The sequence below is a fragment of the Candidatus Rhabdochlamydia sp. T3358 genome, assembly GCF_901000775.1.
Taxonomy (GTDB): domain Bacteria; phylum Chlamydiota; class Chlamydiia; order Chlamydiales; family Rhabdochlamydiaceae; genus Rhabdochlamydia.
Genome location: NZ_CAAJGQ010000023.1, coordinates 1 through 18,932, shown reverse-complemented (window position 1 = coordinate 18,932; position 18,932 = coordinate 1). Strand labels below are relative to the sequence as shown.

Annotated in this window: 18 protein-coding genes; 8 read left to right on the top strand and 10 right to left on the bottom strand. The window is 36.8% G+C overall.

Annotated features, from left to right (window positions below; genetic code table 11):
• Positions 1-3: 3 nt before the first annotated feature.
• Positions 4-750, bottom strand: coding sequence for a lipoyl protein ligase domain-containing protein (locus RHTP_RS07265; RefSeq protein WP_138107464.1), 747 nt, complete (start codon positions 748-750; stop codon positions 4-6).
• A 183-nt stretch (positions 751-933) separates the two neighbouring features.
• Between RHTP_RS07265 and RHTP_RS07260 the strand changes: the two genes are divergently transcribed.
• The 3 genes from RHTP_RS07260 (at position 934) to mnmA (ending at position 6,125) form a co-directional block, all read left to right on the top strand.
• The gene (locus RHTP_RS07260) at positions 934-3,456 is read left to right on the top strand and encodes an ATP-dependent Clp protease ATP-binding subunit (protein ID WP_138107463.1); all 2,523 of its coding nucleotides are present in this window, start codon (positions 934-936) and stop codon (positions 3,454-3,456) included.
• 129 nt (positions 3,457-3,585) lie between these two features.
• The gene (locus RHTP_RS07255) at positions 3,586-4,956 is read left to right on the top strand and encodes a Fic family protein (protein ID WP_171005776.1); all 1,371 of its coding nucleotides are present in this window, start codon (positions 3,586-3,588) and stop codon (positions 4,954-4,956) included.
• An 86-nt stretch (positions 4,957-5,042) separates the two neighbouring features.
• The gene (gene mnmA, locus RHTP_RS07250) at positions 5,043-6,125 is read left to right on the top strand and encodes a tRNA 2-thiouridine(34) synthase MnmA (RefSeq protein WP_138107461.1); all 1,083 of its coding nucleotides are present in this window, start codon (positions 5,043-5,045) and stop codon (positions 6,123-6,125) included.
• Positions 6,126-6,247: 122 nt separating this feature from the next.
• Here mnmA and RHTP_RS07245 read toward each other — a convergent pair whose 3' ends face one another.
• Positions 6,248-6,994, bottom strand: coding sequence for a hypothetical protein (locus RHTP_RS07245; RefSeq protein ID WP_138107460.1), 747 nt, complete (start codon positions 6,992-6,994; stop codon positions 6,248-6,250).
• Between the two features lie 239 nt (positions 6,995-7,233).
• On the opposite strand from RHTP_RS07245, the gene RHTP_RS07240 reads away from it, so the two are divergent.
• The 5 genes from RHTP_RS07240 (at position 7,234) to RHTP_RS07220 (ending at position 12,736) form a co-directional block, all read left to right on the top strand.
• Positions 7,234-7,899 (top strand): hypothetical protein, encoded by a 666-nt coding sequence (locus tag RHTP_RS07240; protein WP_138107459.1) that lies wholly within the window; start codon positions 7,234-7,236, stop codon positions 7,897-7,899.
• Between the two features lies 1 nt (position 7,900).
• Positions 7,901-8,467: a hypothetical protein gene (locus RHTP_RS07235; RefSeq protein WP_138107458.1), complete on the top strand. Its 567-nt coding sequence runs from the start codon at positions 7,901-7,903 to the stop codon at positions 8,465-8,467.
• Positions 8,468-8,598: 131 nt separating this feature from the next.
• Entirely contained in the window at positions 8,599-10,023 is a 1,425-nt protein-coding gene (locus RHTP_RS07230; RefSeq protein WP_138107457.1) for an efflux transporter outer membrane subunit, read from the top strand.
• Positions 10,016-11,206: an HlyD family secretion protein gene (locus RHTP_RS07225; RefSeq protein ID WP_138107456.1), complete on the top strand. Its 1,191-nt coding sequence runs from the start codon at positions 10,016-10,018 to the stop codon at positions 11,204-11,206. Before RHTP_RS07230 ends, RHTP_RS07225 begins: the two co-directional genes overlap by 8 nt.
• Positions 11,207-12,736 carry a DHA2 family efflux MFS transporter permease subunit gene (locus RHTP_RS07220; protein ID WP_138107455.1) on the top strand — a complete coding sequence of 510 codons (1,530 nt, stop codon included), beginning with the start codon at positions 11,207-11,209 and terminating at the stop codon, positions 12,734-12,736.
• A 2-nt stretch (positions 12,737-12,738) separates the two neighbouring features.
• Here the strand turns inward: RHTP_RS07220 and RHTP_RS07215 are convergent, their stop codons facing one another.
• The 8 genes from RHTP_RS07215 to RHTP_RS07180 all read right to left on the bottom strand — a co-directional run.
• Positions 12,739-14,199, bottom strand: coding sequence for an amino acid permease (locus RHTP_RS07215; protein ID WP_138107454.1), 1,461 nt, complete (start codon positions 14,197-14,199; stop codon positions 12,739-12,741).
• Positions 14,200-14,303: 104 nt separating this feature from the next.
• Complete coding sequence (locus RHTP_RS07210; protein ID WP_138107453.1) at positions 14,304-15,038, bottom strand: PTS sugar transporter subunit IIA; 735 nt, start codon at positions 15,036-15,038, stop codon at positions 14,304-14,306.
• Between the two features lie 16 nt (positions 15,039-15,054).
• Positions 15,055-15,585 carry a PTS sugar transporter subunit IIA gene (locus tag RHTP_RS07205; protein ID WP_244609538.1) on the bottom strand — a complete coding sequence of 177 codons (531 nt, stop codon included), beginning with the start codon at positions 15,583-15,585 and terminating at the stop codon, positions 15,055-15,057.
• Positions 15,563-16,009 (bottom strand): dUTP diphosphatase, encoded by a 447-nt coding sequence (dut, locus tag RHTP_RS07200; RefSeq protein ID WP_138107452.1) that lies wholly within the window; start codon positions 16,007-16,009, stop codon positions 15,563-15,565. The genes RHTP_RS07205 and dut overlap by 23 nt, the downstream gene beginning before the upstream one ends.
• A 16-nt stretch (positions 16,010-16,025) precedes the next feature.
• Complete coding sequence (gene accD / locus RHTP_RS07195; RefSeq protein ID WP_138107451.1) at positions 16,026-16,973, bottom strand: acetyl-CoA carboxylase, carboxyltransferase subunit beta; 948 nt, start codon at positions 16,971-16,973, stop codon at positions 16,026-16,028.
• 93 nt (positions 16,974-17,066) lie between these two features.
• Positions 17,067-17,678 carry a superoxide dismutase gene (locus tag RHTP_RS07190; RefSeq protein WP_138107450.1) on the bottom strand — a complete coding sequence of 204 codons (612 nt, stop codon included), beginning with the start codon at positions 17,676-17,678 and terminating at the stop codon, positions 17,067-17,069.
• 188 nt (positions 17,679-17,866) lie between these two features.
• Positions 17,867-18,157, bottom strand: a complete 291-nt coding sequence (locus RHTP_RS07185; protein ID WP_138107449.1) for a hypothetical protein — start codon at positions 18,155-18,157, stop codon at positions 17,867-17,869.
• 100 nt (positions 18,158-18,257) lie between these two features.
• Positions 18,258-18,932, bottom strand: a 675-nt coding sequence (locus tag RHTP_RS07180) for an IS3 family transposase (protein WP_138107448.1), incomplete at its 5' end; no start/stop codon positions are given.

Here is an 18,932-nt window from a genome sequence, read left to right as displayed (position 1 = left end):
TCTTTAACAATTTGCTTGTGAATATTTTAAGCAAACGCGGTTTAAATCGCAGGCTAAAAGTGTTTGAAGACGGATCTTTGCTGTTTCTATCTGCGATTTTGGAATAGATCCGTCCCCTAAGAGAGGAAATGTATGCACATACATAGCCTCAATAACTTCCCTAGAACGAATGATTTGAGTAAGATAGTTGCGATCAGGAAGCTGTAGACAAATACTCCCCTGATGTAGAAAACCATTTTTTGTTTTACGCTGAGCAGCTCCTGCTACTTTCTTATTTTTTAGCATCACATCATACTGGGTTGGCTTTGCCATACAAAAATGCTTACAATCCTTAAGCGAAGAATCCCCATCTTGAGGAGTAAGGTAAAAGGAAGTGCTATTTCCTAAAAAAGATTCAATAGAGGATAGAACAACTGCATTAATCAACGCGTAATTATTTAAAGTATTTACTGAATAAAGAGTAGAGCTAGCTGGTACTAAAATGCTAAAAGCAAAGTCCCAAATATGAAAAATCACCCCTCCTCCTGTTGGTCTTCTTGCTAAGTCAAGTGGTCCGATTTTACTTAAAAAAAGCAAGGCGGCAGGGTCTGCAAAATAGCCATAGGTCGCGCTAGGAGACTCCCATTCATAGAAATGCAGAACGGGTTTTAAAAAATCTTTAGCATTTTCTAAGAGCTGAGCATCAAAGCGCATATTTTCCTCGGCACTTTTTTGCCCAGTGTGTATAATTATACATTCGGTAGTTTCCATGGATTTCACTATATTTTTTTAAATTCTAAAGCTCAAGAATACCTAAAAAAGAAAAATTGTTCATTTAAAATAACCTATAAACACGAAGAAATCTCTTGATTAACTTTGTCTAATTTGTCAAAAAAAGGAAAAGACCCCTAGAATTATCGGTTTATAAGAGGATGGGATAAAAAAAGGTAATATATGTTTGATAAATTTACTAACCGTGCCAAGCAAGTCATTAAACTTGCAAAAAAAGAGGCCCAGCGCCTTAATCACAATTACCTTGGAACTGAACACATCCTACTCGGTTTGCTCAAACTCGGTCAAGGAATTGCGGTCAATGTACTTCGTAATTTTAATTTAGATTACGATACTGTGCGTGCTGAAGTAGAAAGGCTTGTTGGATTCGGACCAGAAATCCAGGTCTATGGAGACCCCGCATTAACGGGAAAGGTAAAAAAAGTATTTGAATATTCGAATGAAGAAGCCGCTAACCTCAATCACAATTATGTAGGAACAGAGCACCTATTACTAGCCCTTTTACGCCAACGCGATGGTGTTGCTGCACAAGTATTAGAAAATCTCAATGTGAACTTAAAAGATATTTACCGAGAAATCCTTAAAGAACTAGAAATCTTTAATTTACAGCTTCCTCCTTCTGGCATGAGTTCTTCAAATAACCCTAACTACTCTTCTGCAAGTAAAGGCCCAGAAAAAGGAATGGCTTCAGAAAAAATGCCTGCGCTAAAAGCCTACGGTCACGATCTAACCGAAGCTTGTCGCGAAGGAAAGCTCGATCCAGTAATCGGCAGAAAAGAAGAAGTAGAGCGCCTAATTTTAATTCTCTGTAGAAGACGTAAAAATAATCCTGTTTTAATCGGAGAAGCAGGGGTAGGAAAAACGGCAATAGTAGAAGGGTTAGCTCAAGCCATTGTTAAAGGTGAAGTGCCCGATCATTTGATTAAAAAACGCCTAATTTCCCTAGATCTTACTTTGATGATTGCTGGAACTAAATACCGTGGTCAGTTTGAAGAGCGTATCAAAGCGGTTATGGATGAGATTAAAAAGAATGGAAATGTCCTTCTCTTTATCGATGAGCTACATACGATTGTTGGGGCAGGAGCTGCTGAGGGAGCCATTGATGCATCCAATATTTTAAAACCTGCACTCTCCCGCGGGGAGATCCAGTGTATTGGTGCAACTACCATTGATGAATACCGCAAACACATTGAAAAAGACGCTGCTTTAGAAAGACGTTTTCAGAAAATCCTCGTTACGCCTCCCTCTGTTGAAGAGGCTGTTGCTATTTTAATGGGCTTAAAAGCTAAATATGAAGAGCATCACAAGTGCATTTACACAGATTCTTCGATTAAAGCCGCTGTCTATCTATCAGATCGCTATATTACAGGAAGATTCCTACCAGATAAAGCCATTGATTTGATCGATGAAGCAGGAGCTAAAGCTAGGATTGCGACTATGCCCCAGTCTCAAGAGATTACAAAATACGAAACAGAAATCGAAAAAGTCCTTGTAGCTAAAGAAACCGCCTTGGAAAAACAAGAGTATGAAGAAGCTGCAAAATTACGCGATAACGAACAGAGCTTGCGAGAACAGCTGAAACAGATCAGTGAAAGATGGAAAAATAACAAAGAAGAACACCAAGTAATTGTTGATGAAGAAGAAGTTGCAGAAATCGTAGCTAAGCAAACAAAAATCCCTCTGACAAGGTTAACAGAAGGAGAGACTACAAAAGTGCTTAAAATGGAAGAGATCCTGAAGAAAAACATTATCGGTCAAGATGATGCAGTAAGCATTGTTTGCAGAGCGATTCGCCGTAGCAGAGCCGATATTAAGGATCCCAATAGACCCATCGGTGCTTTTCTATTCTTAGGACCTACAGGAGTTGGGAAAACGCTATTAGCAAAACAACTCGCGATTCACATGTTTGGTGGTGAAGATGCCCTAATTCAAGTCGACATGTCTGAATACATGGAGAAATTTGCTATCAGTCGTATGACAGGTTCCCCTCCTGGCTATGTAGGTCATGAAGAAGGCGGTCAATTGACAGAGCAAGTAAGACAAAGACCTTATTGTGTGGTATTATTTGATGAGGTAGAAAAAGCACATCCAGATGTACTAAATATGCTTTTACAAATATTAGAAGAAGGACGCTTAACTGATTCATTTGGTCGCCGAATTGACTTCCGCAATACCATCATCATTATGACCTCCAATTTAGGAGCAGATCTTATTCGCAGATCTTCTGAAGTAGGTTTTGCAGCAGGTGAAGGCACCCCTGACTTTAAATCTATGGAAGAGACTATTAGACGCTCGGTTGCTAAAGGATTTAAACCAGAATTTATCAATCGCCTAGATGGAATGATCATCTTTAAACCTCTGGATAGAGCTCATCTCTTTAACGTCATTGAATTAGAGGTGAAAAAAGTGTTAGAGCGCCTAGCTAGAAAACAGATATCTTTCACCCTCGATGAAAAAGCAAAAGACTTTTTGGTAAACAAAGGCTTTGATCCTGCAATGGGAGCTAGACCCTTACGTCGTATCATCGAACAATACCTAGAGGACCCTCTAGCAGAACAACTTCTACTAAATCCAGGTAAAGGCGGATACTGGTCCATTTCAGCAGATGAGGATAAACTCTTACTCACTCCTCAAGAAGAGTGTTTAACCATAGCTGATAAACAAGCCCCTGCAGAAGGTGCTTAAAGAAAATCCCTTTAAGGAGGAGTTAAAACTCCTTCTTTTTGTTCTTATCGGCCAGATATCGGCCAAAAATCTTGAAAAATGGCCGTATTTAAGATAAAATTGGCCGTATTAAGCAAAATTAGGCCCTTTATGAGCTTTCGAACTAAAAAATTGGCCGTATTACATTATCTAAGCCAAGAAGCAGAATCTATCAGCTTACATGAATTACTTAAAAAGCTTGGAGACACTTATACTGAAAGAAGTGTAAGACGATGGCTTGCTGAAATGGTTAAAGAGGGCCTAGTCGAAAAGATCGGAGACAAACGTGGGACTAAATATAAAGCCATTCAGCATATTAGTCAGCCTGAGGACACCCTCAATAGTTGTTTTAGCCAAAAAAGCAAAAAAATATTAGAACAGATACAGCTCCCTATTTATAAAAGAATCCCAGTTATCTACATGGACGATTGGTTTGATACTTACCAACCAAATAGTAGTTTTTACATTCCATTAGAATTAAGATTGCATCTCTACGAAGAAGGAAAACGCTCTACCTTTTCAGCACCAGCTGGAACCTATGCACATCAAATTTTTAATCGTCTACTTATTGATCTTTCTTATAATTCTTCTAGGTTAGAAGGCAACACATATTCACTATTAGATACAAAGAAACTTATTCTTGAAGGAACAAGTCCTGAAGGAAAGCTTGATGAAGAAAAAATTATGATTCTCAACCATAAGGAGGCTATTCGCTATTTAGTGAATACAGCTCCGAGATTAAAGATAGATAAAGAGACTATTTGTACTTTGCATTATCTTCTCTCGGATGGATTGTTAGAAACTACTCGTCATGCAGGAAAAGTCAGAGATCATGGTGTCCGCATAGGGGGTTCCGTCTACATCCCTTTTGAAGATCCCAAACAACTAGAAATGCGCCTTGATCGTATCCTTAAAAAAGCTGCATTGATCGAGGATCCATATGAACAAAGTTTATTTTTGCTTATACATATCTCCTACCTACAAGCATTTGCAGATGTAAATAAACGCACTGCGCGCATTAGCGCTAATATCCCTCTCATTAAAAACAACCTTGTTCCTTTGTCTTTTAGCGATGTTGAAAGAAATGATTACACTTCAGCTATGATTGCAATCTATGAATTACAAGATATACACCCAATCCTTGATTTATATGTATTTTCATACATGAGAACTTGCACTATGTATGACGCAACAGTTAAAACGATGAATTATGATGATATACGAATATATTATCGGCAACAACGCCGTGATATTATCAGTCATATTATCACTCATAATCTAGTAGGAAAATTTCTAAATGAGCATATCTTTATTCAAACATCAAAATTAGTTAAAAAAGAAGATCAAGCTTCTTTTATCGAAGATGTTCTAGAGGATCTTAAAGAAATAAATGAGAGCCGTATTGTTGGTCTTGGTATTACAAAAGACCAATTAAAGCACTGGCTTAATTTAAACCAAGACAATAAAAAAAAAAGTATATAAAATCTTGAAAGATCTAATCTTTGTAGTTTAAGCACTGGTTTTTTTTGTTTTTTGCAGTATAATTGCTTCAAAAAAAAGTCACTTATATGAAAAAAACAGTTGTTGTTGGGATGTCTGGAGGAGTTGACTCTTCTGTTGCAGCCTTGTTGCTTAAACAACAAGGCTATCAAGTCATAGGCCTTTTCATGAAGAATTGGGAAGAAAAAGATGAAAAAGGCATTTGTCTCTCGGCTTCTGATTTTGAAGATGTCCAAAAGGTTTGTTCACAGATTGATATCCCCTGCTATACAGTAAATTTTGTTAAAGAATACCAAGAGTCTGTCTTCTCTCATTTCCTTGCTGAATTAAAAAAAGGTTATACTCCTAATCCAGATATCCTCTGTAACCGCGAGATTAAATTTAAGGTTTTTCTTGATAAAGCATTAAGTCTTGGCGCTGATTATCTAGCAACCGGTCACTATTGCACTATCGAAAAAGAAAAGTCCTTTTATTTACACAAAGGTCAAGACCCTAATAAAGATCAGAGCTATTTTCTCTATACCCTCTCACAAAAAGTATTGGAAAAAGTTCTCTTCCCAATTGGACATCTAACCAAACAAGAAGTGCGCTCAATTGCATTATCCCACAATCTCTTCACAGCCAAAAAAAAAGATAGCGTAGGGATCTGTTTTATTGGCAAACGCAATTTCAAAAATTTTCTTCTTCCTTATCTTGGTTACCAAAAAGGTGCATTTGAGAATCTACAAGGACAAGTTTTGGGTTATCATGATGGTCTTGCTTACTACACAATTGGCCAACGCAAAGGATTAAAAATTGGAGGCGCTGGCGATGCTTGGTTTGTAGTGGCCAAAGATATAAAACGCAATGTCATCATTGTCGAGCAAGGCTTAGACCATCCTAGCCTTTATCAATCAGAGCTTATTGCAACGGATTTAAGCTGGATCGCGGATCCTCCTCAAACCCCTTACCCCTGCTCTGCTAAAATCCGTTACCGACAAAAAGACCAAGCTTGTGTCATTGAAAAAATCTCCGAGACAAAAGCCTTTGTACGCTTTTTAGAGCCCCAAAGAGCAATCACCCCTAGACAATCGATTGTGTTCTATATTGGCAATCGTTGCCTAGGCGGTGGGATGATTGAGCCAGAAGCTGTGTTTAGAGTTTGCAAATAGAGCGTCTTACATGTGAGAGCGCTTTATAACACTTATGCAAGCCCAGAAAAAATGCTGGACAATTAGAAACACCACTTATTTTTTGCTTGAATATTCTCTCTTTTAGAAAACAAGATGTTTCGTTAGAGCCTAGTTGCTTTAATAGGTAAAGGCTTCAAACAAGAAAGATTTTTTTTAACAGCTTCCAAAATAGCCTCTTTGCAAGCTTTTTTATCCCCATCATTAGAGAATAGTTTTTTTTCAAATTTCTTTGTCCTTTCCAAATAACTATTAATTGAATTGGTAAGAACAGCCCATTTAGCTTCTTGTTTTACTTTTTCAAAATCTACATCTGGGAAATTATAATCGCAAAGTGTCTGTAAGACAAAGAGCATTTTCTCTATTGTATTTTCATTCGAATTATCAATCCTTTTATAAGTTTCAAGCCCATTGAAAATTAACTGCGTCAGCTCTTTTGGAAAAGAATCTGTTAGAGTCTTTAATTGTTCATTTGTAAGAAAAGCTCTATATTTTTGTATATGCATAATCTCAATAAAGGCCTCCAATAAAACTTGATTAGAATGGATTTTATCGCATCTATTTTTTAATTTGGTAAATTCTGAATCTGAAAAATTGTTTTTATTTTTAATATAACTATGTATTTTTACCGCGTGATAAGTATCTCCTCCTAAAACTTTTACAATAAGCTCCTTGTTTTTAGAATGCTCTGTTTTGTGATGCGTAATATTAAGCTTTATTAAAAATTGATTCCATATCTCAAAGGTTTTCTGAGAAAGAGTTAATTTTGGCAAGCCCAAAAGAGGCACTTTTTCTAGATCTGATAGATTTTTATTGTCGTGACTAATAACAGCATGAATCAATGGTAACATAATTAAAAAAACCTGTATTAAATTATTTATTTTTATAACTAGTGTTATAACAATGAAAATATCATTTTCGTTATAAAAATCAATCCAGTTATCTTTTAATTAAATTAAACTGATTAATTTTAAAAATATAACACAATAAATGACTTTCTATATTAATTTCTAAATTTAAATATTTGGGTTTTGATTTAAAAAATAGATATTGCTATGATTTGCTCCATCAAAAATAACAAGGCTTTTCTATGCTCTCCTACATTAGTGATATCTTGTCATCGATAGATATAGTTACGCCACAGTATAAATCCCTAGTTTATACAGCTATTGGAGTAACAACCCTATCTGCAGTAGCTCTGCGCAGCTCTTGGGAATCGATTAAAATTATTGGTTTGACCGTATTAACTGGCACTGCTTATGGAATCATTAATGATATGATCGCTTGTCGAGATTGTATTGAATATTTCACTATCGGACACTTTTATGATGGTCTAAGCTTAACAAATCGCCCTATTCAAAGTTTAAACCCCAATCTTAATGCGATTGTCTGGGGCATGATAGCTACTTGGCCCGTTTGTCTAATTGCAGGCATTGCTTTATCTATAATAGCCCGAGTACCACTGCCAGGTGTTACATTAAAAATAAAAGCTAAACAGATCGCTCCCTATCTAGCTATAGCTGCTGCTTTAACACTAACTATTGCACATATGGGAAGTCGACAAGCACAAAAAGTTATGCAAGAAGCGCCTTATGTAAAATATATATGTGTTCCTTTAGATCTTCAAGCTGGCTGGGAAGCATGTAATATTAGAAATCTAACCGGTTACAAAGCTTTAGCCTTAGGTAGTATGGTTCTAGCAGTTGGCATTTTAGCTGTAAGAATCTTAAAACGCAGGAATATGGAGAGTAATTAATATGCATATTACTCCAGAACATAAATCTCTTTTCTATAAAGCTGCTACGACTACGGCTTTAGCTGCGGGATCTTTATACACCCCGTGGGAAGCAACAAAAACCATTGGTTCGACAACACTAATTGGAATTGGTTATGGAATTGTCAACGAGCTAATTTCTTCTTGGTGCTGTTCTGAACTTAATAAGAAATCCACTTTTTCTAACTTAAAACATAATTCAAAACATCTTCCTATTCAAGACCTGCATCCTAGCCTTAATGCAATAGTTAGAGGGATGTTTGACTATTGGCGTGTTTCTTCTATTGCTGGTATTACTTTAGCTTTAGCGGCTAGAGCTCCTCTTTTTAAAGTGAAAATACAAGCTGTACAAATTACTCCTTATTTAGTGATAGGATCTATTTTAGTAACACTTGTTGTACAAATTGGTAATCGCATTCTACGAAAATATGACAATATAATAGCTTGTAATATTCAGCACGCAGCAAGCTATGGCATCTTGGTAACCGGTAATATGCTTTTAACAGCAGCTATTTTAACCACAAGAATCGGATTAAAGCTTATTAAATAAGCTTTTTTCTAAAATGCATCTTTATTATTTGTGACAACTATTTTTAATAACATATAAATAAATTTATCATTAAAAATAATTGATTATTATTTTTTTTTTGTATATGTCTCGAATAAACTAAGGACATATACATGATATGGGCTTGGATTCTTGCCTTACTAGTTAGCGGCTGCGCGTATATTCCCGATTATGATCTAGCTCAAAAATCAGATCCGATCTGTCTGGATGATACCCTTTTTTCTATAGATAATACCTTATTTGAAGAGGGAGGTTGGCCTACTAGCAATTGGTGGGAGATGTTTGAAGATGAACAGCTTGGGAGCCTCATTTTACAGGGTTTTGCCTGTAGTCCTACTCTGCAAAAAGCACTAGCTAGACTAGAACAATCCTGCGAACTGGCTCTGCAAAAACGCGCTAAATTGTTTCCTGAAATAGATCTGAACTACCAAGAGCAATGGCAGCACTTCAGTAAGAATGGTTTTATACGTGCTATTATTCCTAATGAAAAACTGGTTCCTGCTGGCGATAACCAAATTGATTTAACCGCTAACTTTTCTTGGGAAATTGATTTTTTTGGTAAGAATAAAAATCTATTTGCAGCTGCATTAGATCTTAGCTGTGCGCAAGCTGCGGAAGCTGCTCAAGCTAAGATGCTCTTGAGCGTTGCGATTGCTCAAACCTATTTTACTATACAAACCCTCATCAAACAAAGGGAAATCTTAAGAGAAAGAGTTGCTATCGCGCAAGAGTTTGCTCTACTGCAATTGCAAAGAGAAATGGTAGGTATAGATCTAATCTCTACTGTATGGGATGCGGAACAAAACCTGAAGCTATTGCAAGAAGATTTGATAACGATCGATAAGGATTTAATGATTGCCAAGCATGCTTTAAATGTGCTCATTGGTGTAGGACCAGATGAGGAATTACTAGAGCTAAAGCCTTCTGCAAATTTTCAGAGTGTGTTTTCTCTGCCTTATAACCTCGCCATTGATCTACTTGCTCGTCGTCCAGATGTAGTAGCTAGCGGATGGAGAGTAGAGGCTGCGGGAAAACAAATCGGTGCAGCAAAAGCTGATTTTTATCCTAGAGTAAATCTGATGGCATTCGCAGGCCTTGAGAGTTTACACTTCAACAATTTATTTAATTTAAGCAGCAAGATGGGCGGATTAGAGCCTGCTATCTACTTACCTATTTTTACAGCAGGTAGGCTTAAAGCCAGTTTAAGAGAAAAAGCGGCGGCTTTCAATGAAGCTGTCTATGATTACAATAATTTACTTCTGCATGCAGCAGTGGAAGTAGCCAATCAGATTATCTCTCTAAAAGCGACAAAAGAGAATTTATGCAAACAAAAAAGTGTTGTAGAGCTAGCAAATAAGCATTATCAGCTTTTTCAGTGGCGTAGTGAAATAGGTATCGATAATGAACTAACCGTCCTACAACAAGAGGATAAACTTCTTGTTCAAGCTTATCAATTAGCTAATTTACAACAAAGCCACCTGCTAAGCGTTGTAAATTTAGTGAAAGCTTTGGGTGGAGGATATAGAGACTATGAGTGATCCTAAACAAATAACCTATAAATCTACAAATCGCAAACGTAACCGCACTCTTTTTTTAGTATTGATGATTGCTGCCCTTTTAGGTTGTGTTTGGTTTATGTATTGGTATTTTCATGGACGTTTTTATATTTATACCAATGATGCCTATGTAGGAGGGAACATTGTAGTAGTTACCCCTAGAATCTCAGGTACTGTAGTTTCTATTTCTGCTGATGATACCGATTATGTAGAACAGGGGAGAATTCTTATTGAACTAGATAGAACAGATGCACTCATTGCTTTAGAAAAAACTATAGCCAATTTAGGACAAAGTGTACGCCAAGTAACAGCTCTTTTAGAAACAACTAAACAAATAAAAGCATTGATTGGCGTAAAAAAAGCGCTATTTATCCAGGCTTCTCAAGACTATGAAAGAAGAGAGTGCCTTATAGATGCCCTAGCGGTTTCCTTAGAGGATTTTGAACACTCAATTGCTGCTGTAAATAGTTCTTTTGCCGATTTAGTTTCTACAGAACACTACTATCTCTCCCTTGTTGCTCAAGTAGCAAACACCACTATTGAAGAGCACCCTCTTGTAGAAGAAGCCAAACAGTTGCTTAGACAAGCTTTTTTAACGTTGCAAAGATGCACTTTATTTTCTCCTGTAGAAGGCCTTGTAGCAAGACGCAACATTCAAGTAGGAGAACAAATCAATCCTGCTCAACCCTTAATGGCAATTGTTCCGCTCAATCAAATTTGGGTAGATGCGAATTATAAAGAAACACAATTAAGAAACGTACGCATTGGGCAGCCAGCTAAAGTGCATTGTGATCTATATGGAAGAGATGTGGATTTCGAAGGAATAGTTGGTGGTATTGCAGGAGGAACAGGCAGTGTGTTTTCCCTACTGCCTCCTCAAAATGCTACCGGCAACTGGATAAAAATCGTACAGCGTTTACCAGTTCGCATCTATTTAAATCCTGAGCAGATTAAAAAATATCCTTTGCGTTTAGGGCTGTCTATGGAAACAACAGTTAACATCCATCAAGAGAATCTACCTGTAGTTCCTACTAAAAAACCTGCTTTACCTATTTACTCTACGGATATCTTTTACGCTCAGCAAAAAGGAGTTGAAGAGCTGATTGCAGAAGTGATAGAACAAAATATTCCTCAGAGAGTTTTAGAAGATCTCAATGAGGAATAGATGGAGCCATTAAGCAAAACACAACAGCTATTTGCTACTCTTACACTCTCTTTAGCCAGTTTAATGATGGTATTAGATTATTCTATTGCAAATGTAAGCTTAGCTTATATTGCTGGTGATCTTGCTATCAGTACAGATGAAGGAATTTATGTAATTACTTCTTTTGCTGTGGGAAATTCTATTGCCCTACCGATTACTAATTGGCTTTCTAAAAGACTTGGCAATGTCAAATTAATGATCTTATCTCTTTTATTATTTGTTCTATTTTCTGCAGGATGTGGTCTTGCGCATAAAGCAATTGAACTGATCATTTTCCGCTTTCTACAAGGTTTTGTAGCAGGTCCTTTGATTCCTCTTAGTCAAATATTACTTTTGAGTATTCATCCTCCCCACAAAAAGCAAATGGCCCTTGCTTTATGGGGAACAGTTATCATTGTGGGTCCGATTATTGGGCCTATTGTTGGAGGGTGGATTACTTATAATTATTCATGGCCTTGGATTTTTTATATTAATATTCCGATTGGTCTTTTTAGCGCATGTGTCATTTGGATGGTTTTGCGCAAAAGAGAGAGCAAAATAGAAAAGCTAGCTTTAGACTGGGTAGGTTTACTTTTACTAGCAATAGGTGTGATTTGTTTGCAAATTTTGATTGATAAAGGAGAAGAGTGGGATTGGTTTGGTTCTCATCTTGTACGAGGACTAGCTATTTCAGCATTTCTTTCTTTCATTCTACTTGGCATATGGAGCTTTTTTCATAAATCTCCCCTAATTGATCTTACATTATTTAAAATTCGTTCCTATACCATTTCGATTATAGCACTGTTTCTTGCTTTTTCTAGCTATTTTGGATCTGTGGTTTTAATCCCTTTATGGCTACAACAAAATATGGGCTATACAGCAGAATGGGCAGGTTTTGCTTTAGCTCCTGTTGGTTTAGCTCCTGTTTTATTTTCTAGGTGGATTCCTAAACTTTTAGAAAAGTTCGGCACTCTTGTCTTATTTTCTATCTCTTTTTCCTTTTTTGCATTCTCTTGTTTTTTTACTAGTAATTTCAATACAGATATCTCTATTAATATGGTCTATCTTACACGTTTTATTTTTGGCTTTGGGGTTTTGTTTTTTACGGTTCCTTTATTTAGCCTCAGTTTACAAGATATCCCACCCGATAAATTAAACAGCTCTTCTGGTTTCTTTAACTTTGTGCGAGCAATGGTAAGCGGTATTGGTACGTCTGTTTTTACTACTCTTTGGATTCGAAGAAGCGCCTATCATCACTCAATTCTAGTGGAGTCTATTACGCCTTTTTCTAAGGAAACGAATCAGTTTTTAACCGATCTTTCAAAGATCAGATTAGATGGAACTCAGAAACTAGAGTTTTTAAATGAGACCATTAATACACAGGCTGCAGTTCTTGGCTTAAACGACTGCTTTTTTCTAATGGGATGGATTTTTTTAAGTTTAATTCTCTTAGTATTCTTAGGAAGAGGTCGAAAGTCCTCACCAATTATGGCAAGGACTGGTCATGAATAACCTTATTTCTTAACCGGCTGACGGATTTTACTATTTTTTATGCCATAGGTAAAATAAATGATACATCCTATTACCATCCAAATAAACATTTGCCACCAGCTAACAGCTGGAAAAGCTAGCATCTGAATAATACAACATAAAGTACCCGCTAGAGGAATCCATGGTACAAAAGGAGTTTTAAAGGGACGATGCAATAAAGGTTGTTTATAACGCAGAATCAAAATACCAAAACAAACAATAGCAAAGGCTAAAAGAGCTCCCATTGAAGTCAACTGCCCTAAAATACCAACTGGGAAAATCCCTGCTAATACCATAGCAGCAAGAGTAACTACAATAGAGGTAAAAAACGGTGTATGGAATCTTTTACTAATCTGGCTAAAAGATTTAGGCAACAAGCCATCATTTGCCATTGTATAAAAAATACGGGATTGCCCTAAGATCATAACCAGCACAACAGAAGTTAAACCCGCTAAAATAGCAAATTTAAGAACTAAACGTAGCCAAATAAACTTCGGACCTAAAGCATTCACAGCTACTGCAATCGGATCTGGTACATCTAGCATGGTGTAAGGCACGATGCCAAGTAGAATAATCCCAATAACAATATATGCAAGAGTGGATATACCCAGCGATCCTAACATTCCTATTGGTAGATCTTTTTGTGGATTGCGTGCTTCCTGTGCTAGAGTAGACAAGGCATCAAAACCGATAAAAGCAAAGAAGACAACCCCGGCTCCACGTAAAACACCACTAAATCCATATGCTCCGAATTCCCCTGTATTTTCAGGAATAAACGGTATTAAATGATCTAAATTGATAAAAGCAACCCCACAGCCAATAAACAATAAGATCACTCCCATTTTGATAATTACCATTAAGTTATTGAAACCAGCAGCCGCTTTTATCCCGACGGAAACCAAAGTACCCATGACAGCAACAATGAACATAGCGGGAAGATTCATGACAGCACCTGTTGTTTCCCATCCTATTCCCATTTCATAATTCAATGGGGAACTGGCTAAAAAAGAAGGTAATTGTATTCCAAAATCCTGCAGCAAGCTCACAAAATATCCAGACCATCCCACAGAAACGGTTGCCGCAGAAAATAAATATTCCATTGTTAAGCCCCAACCAATGATCCAGGCCGTTAATTCACCCATGGTAACATACGCATAGGTATAAGCACTTCCTGCAATGGGAATTAAAGAAGCAAACTCTGCATAGCAAAGAGCTGCAAAAATGCAAATCATCGCTGCTAAAACAAAGGAAATAAGAATTCCAGGACCTGCGTACTGAGCTGCTGCTTGTCCTGTTAATACAAAAATTCCAGCTCCTATAATCGCTCCTACCCCCATTGCTGTTAAATTAACCGGTCCTAAAGAGCGCGTAAGACCACGACTGGATTGTGAGGCTTGGCTTAATAAATCTTTTAAAGATTTTTTGATAAATAACTGCTTAGACATAAAATGAAGATGGCCATTTTTATTTTTTAGTGGTTTGCAAAGTTCAAGATACCCTAGCAAGGGTAAGATAAGTTTGTTTTTATGAATAGAAAAATAAAAATAACCTATCCCGTAGAGCGGATCTGTCCTTCCCAATTTCGAACAAAGTCTAACAGAGTAATTTTGTCAGAACGGTCCAGTAATAATTGAAATGCCTCTTTGTGACTGCTTAAATGCGCTAGTTTTGCTAGAAGTTGAAGATGTGCTTTATCACTTCCAGCAAATAAGAAAAATAGCGTGTGTACTGGTTTAGAATCTAAAGCCCCGTATTCCAATGGGGATTCAGGATACACAACAAACACCATATCAAATGATCCTTTCGCCATTGCTTCTCTTGTATGCGGAACCGCAAGACCATTTCCTAAAGCTGTTGGACTTAAGTCTTCGCGATCGGTTAAGAGCTCTGCTAATATCTCGGCATCCACATTGAGTTTGGGGGCTACAATTTTAGTTACAGCAGAAATGATATCTTCTTTCTTATTTCCTTTGATATTAGATAAAATATCCCCTTGGTGAAGGGCGCGATATAAGCAAAACTGTACCATTCCTCCACTGACTGGATTCTCTATTTGTACTTGCTGTTTTTGGTCCGTTAGAGGATAGATTTGTTGATCACAAGAAGCGGTTTCTTGAAGCTGTTTTAAATCAAACTGTAACATCCAGTTTTCAATTTCGATTAAGCCAAATCGGTGTTCTCCATTAATACAATAAGAAGGGATTTTGTTATGAAGCAATAGTCTATGAATAGCAGCTTCTGAAATATTGAACAACTTAGCAACATCTTTAATTGTAAGATCCATGGTTTTTCCTCTTAGTTTAACATCCGTTAAACATTTCGATTACTTCTTTAGCGCAGTGGCATTTAAGCAATTTTTTACGCCTTTCCTTATTTTTAACCGCCATTGTCAAATGAGACAAAATGCGCAAATATTCTGTTTGTCGGTTATCTGGGCCTCCAATCATAAAAATGAGTTGGACCGCTAAACCATCAAGAGCATTCCACTCTAAGCCTTGCTGCACCTGAATTCCAATTGCAATAAAAAAATCTTTATAACTGTGCAATTTCGCATGAGGAACTGCAACCCCAAGACCAATTGCAGTAGGAACAATCTTTTCTCTTTCTAAAATTGCCTGATAAAATCGTTTGGCATCTTGAAGTTTTTTTTTCTCTTCTAGTAGACTCACTAAACGATTTAGGGCATCATCACGATTGTCAGCTTGCATAAACAAAACGAGATCTTCATCCAAATAATCAGAAATTGCCAAGGTACTATCTCGTTTAAAAAGCTTTCTTAAATCGCTAAATCCTGATGAGATTTGATGATTAATGCGTGCCAGTATGGCCAAACCCACCCTCTCCTCTTTTAGTTATGGCTAAATCGCTTTTTCTAGTAAATACAGCTTGCATAACAGGTGCAAAAACCATTTGTGCAATCCGCATACCAGGAGTAATTATAAAGTCTGACTTGCCATGATTTATTAGAATAATCTTAATTTCTCCTCGATAATCAGAGTCAATTGTACCAGGAGAATTTAGCACTGTAATTTGCTGTTTTAATGCAAGCCCGCTTCGAGGGCGAATTTGCACTTCATAACCGTTTGGAATTTCCAAATAGACCCCTGTAGGAATAAGAATAGAGGCTCCAGGCTTCAATACTAATTCTTCTGTTATATGCGCTTTTACATCTGCTCCTGCCGCTTGCTGAGAAGCATACTCTGGAATACACTTTTCTTCTTCTAAATCAATTCCTACTTCCAATCTCTCAGACATGTATTTTCCTTTAAATTTAACGTTTTAGCTCTTGCCTTGCAATAGCACTTAGTTCTAACAGATCTTGTAGTTTTTGAGGGATTTTTTTTAAAGGCTTTTCTAACAAAGGAGGCTTTGATTTTTTTTGATGTGTTAAAAACATTAAGAGATCGCTTAAAGTTTGTTTTAACTGATGACGGGGCACAATGCAATCAATCATTCCTTTTTCTAAAAGAAACTCTGAGCATTGTGCATTGGGAGGAAGTTTTTTTCTCATGGTTTGTTCTACTACTCGAGGGCCTGCAAAACCAATCAAAGCATCTGGTTCTGCAATAATCATATCTCCCAAGGAAGCAAAGGAAGCTGTAATGCCGCCTAATGTAGGGTTTGTCATTATAGAAATAAAAGGAAGCCCCTCTTCGTGCAGCTTTGCTAAAGCAGCAGATGTCTTTGCCATTTGCATCAAAGAAAGTGCTGATTCTTGCATTCTAGCTCCTCCAGAAGCAGAGACAATGACTACCGGCAGTTCATGATTTAAAGCATATTCAATCAATAAGGTAAGTCTCTCTCCTACTACTGATCCCATAGATCCTACCATAAACGTAAAATCAAGCACGCCTAAAGCAATTTGTGTTTCGCATATCGTCGCCTTTCCTACAATCACCGCTTCATCACGACAAGAGGTCTTTGTTGCCTTCAAAAGTCTATTTACATAAGATTCCGTATCTGTGAAATTCAAAGGATCCATTGGCTTGAGGTTTGTAAAAAGCTCTTCAAAACTGTTCTGATCAGATAAAAGCTTAATCCTTTGAGATCCCGATAAACGATAATGATAATTGCACTTCGGACAACAAGCGAGATTCTCTTGTAGTTCATTGGCATGGATGATTTCATGACAGCGTGTGCATTTAATCCACCCACTATAACCATCTTTTTTAATCGTTTGAACTTTAATCTTTGGTTTATTCTTTGAAAAAAGACCCATAAATAAAACCATTTAATTTGTAAATAGAAAGTAATTATATATTTAAAGCTATTCTTTAAGCAACAACCAAAATTAAAAAACTTCTATTTAAATTTATTTTTTTACAGAAAGAAACCGCTCTTCTACATTTTCCCAGTTGACAATTTTCCAAATATTTTTTACGTATTCAGCCCTAACATTCTTATAATCTATATAATAAGCATGCTCCCAAACATCAATTCCCAGTAAAGGCACGTACTTCTTTATACAAAGAGGATCTTGGTTAGCACACGTAGTAATTATCATTTTTTTTTCTACCCGATTGTAGCCCAGCCAACCCCAGCCAGAGCCTTGGATACCAACAGTTATAGAGCTAAGTTGTTCTATTAAGTGCTCTAATGAACCAAATTGTTCTATAATAGCCTTTAGAAGCTCCCCTTTGGGCTTTCCCCCTCCCCCTTTACCTATAGGAGCTAAATTGGTCCAAAAAATACTATGATTGAGATGGCCACCACCATTAAATTTGATAGCCTGCTGCAATTCAATCATCGTGGATAAATCCTTCTTTTTTTCCGCTTCTACATATTTTTCTAAAGCAGTATTTAAATTGGCTACATATCCAGCGTGGTGCTTAGAATAATGCAATTTCATAATCTCTGCAGAAATGACCGGTTCTAAAGCAGAAAAATCATAAGGAAGGTCAGGTAGTGTGTAAGGTGCAGACATGAAAATAAACTCCGCTATTTTTTAAGATAAATGATGTGATTCTGAATATAAACCGCTTACTAATATTTTGCAAAAGTCTACGGATAAAACATACAAAGTTTCTATAAATAGGGGTAAAAACCTCTTGTCCTTTTAATTTTATTTGAGATTAAGATGCCCTTAGCAACAATGAGTCACAAGAGCTAGCTTTACCAAAAGGGATCGAAAAGGTCGGGGATATTTTCCCACCAAATTTTTTCTGCTGTGATTTTGATAGCGGAGAATTCATTAACATCTGGTTTAGGGAGAAAATTTACCCACATTATTTGTAACTCCACCATTTGTTTGTCTAAGATGAAATCAAAGATACTTCCTGTATCATAAGGCATTTGCAATGTTCCGAAATAAGGGACCTCATTAATTGATATAGTTTTAATATTTTCTAAATGCAGCTTTCCTTTAATGCGATCATGTTCTGACAACTTTGATATTGCAACCATTTTTTAGACACTTAGAACATAAATTTTTCTATCTTCATTCGTATCGTCTCCGCGAGCTATGCAGGGCTCGCTTGCGATATCTTCATTAAAACTTTTCTTTTTATATCACTCTCTCAGCTGTACAATTCCATGCAGCCTCAAAATCTATAGGCGACACATATCCTAAAGTCGAATGCAATCTTTTGCGGTTATAAAAAATCTCTACATATTCAAAAATACTGGTTTTGGCTTCTTCTCTAATTCTATAGTTGCTGAGGTGAACCTCTTCTGTTTTTAAGGTGTGAAAAAAACTTTCTGCAACTGCATTGTCGTAACAGCGCCCTTTTGCACTCATACTTAATGTTATCCCATGTCGATTAGCCAATTCTTTAAATTCATTACTCGTGTATTGAGTTCCTCTATCTGAGTGAAACATCAAGTCTTTATTTGTTTTGCGATTGTACAGAGCTTGCTTTAACGCTTTTGTGACTAGCTCTGTCTCTAGCCTATCACTCATGCTAAGGCCTACTACTTTCCTAGAAAAAAGATCCATTACCACCGCTATATATAACCAACCTTCTTGAGTAGATACATATGTTATATCGCTTACCCATACTTTATTAGGAGATCCTACTATAAAATTTTGATCCAAATGGTTAGGAGCTATCATTATCTCTTTTTTGCTTGCCCTTGTAGTCACCTTCCATTTTTTTCTCATCTTAGCCTGTATTTTCTCTTGCTTCATTAATTTAGCAACTCTTTTTCTAGAACAGGAAATGCCCTGCTTTTGAAGCTT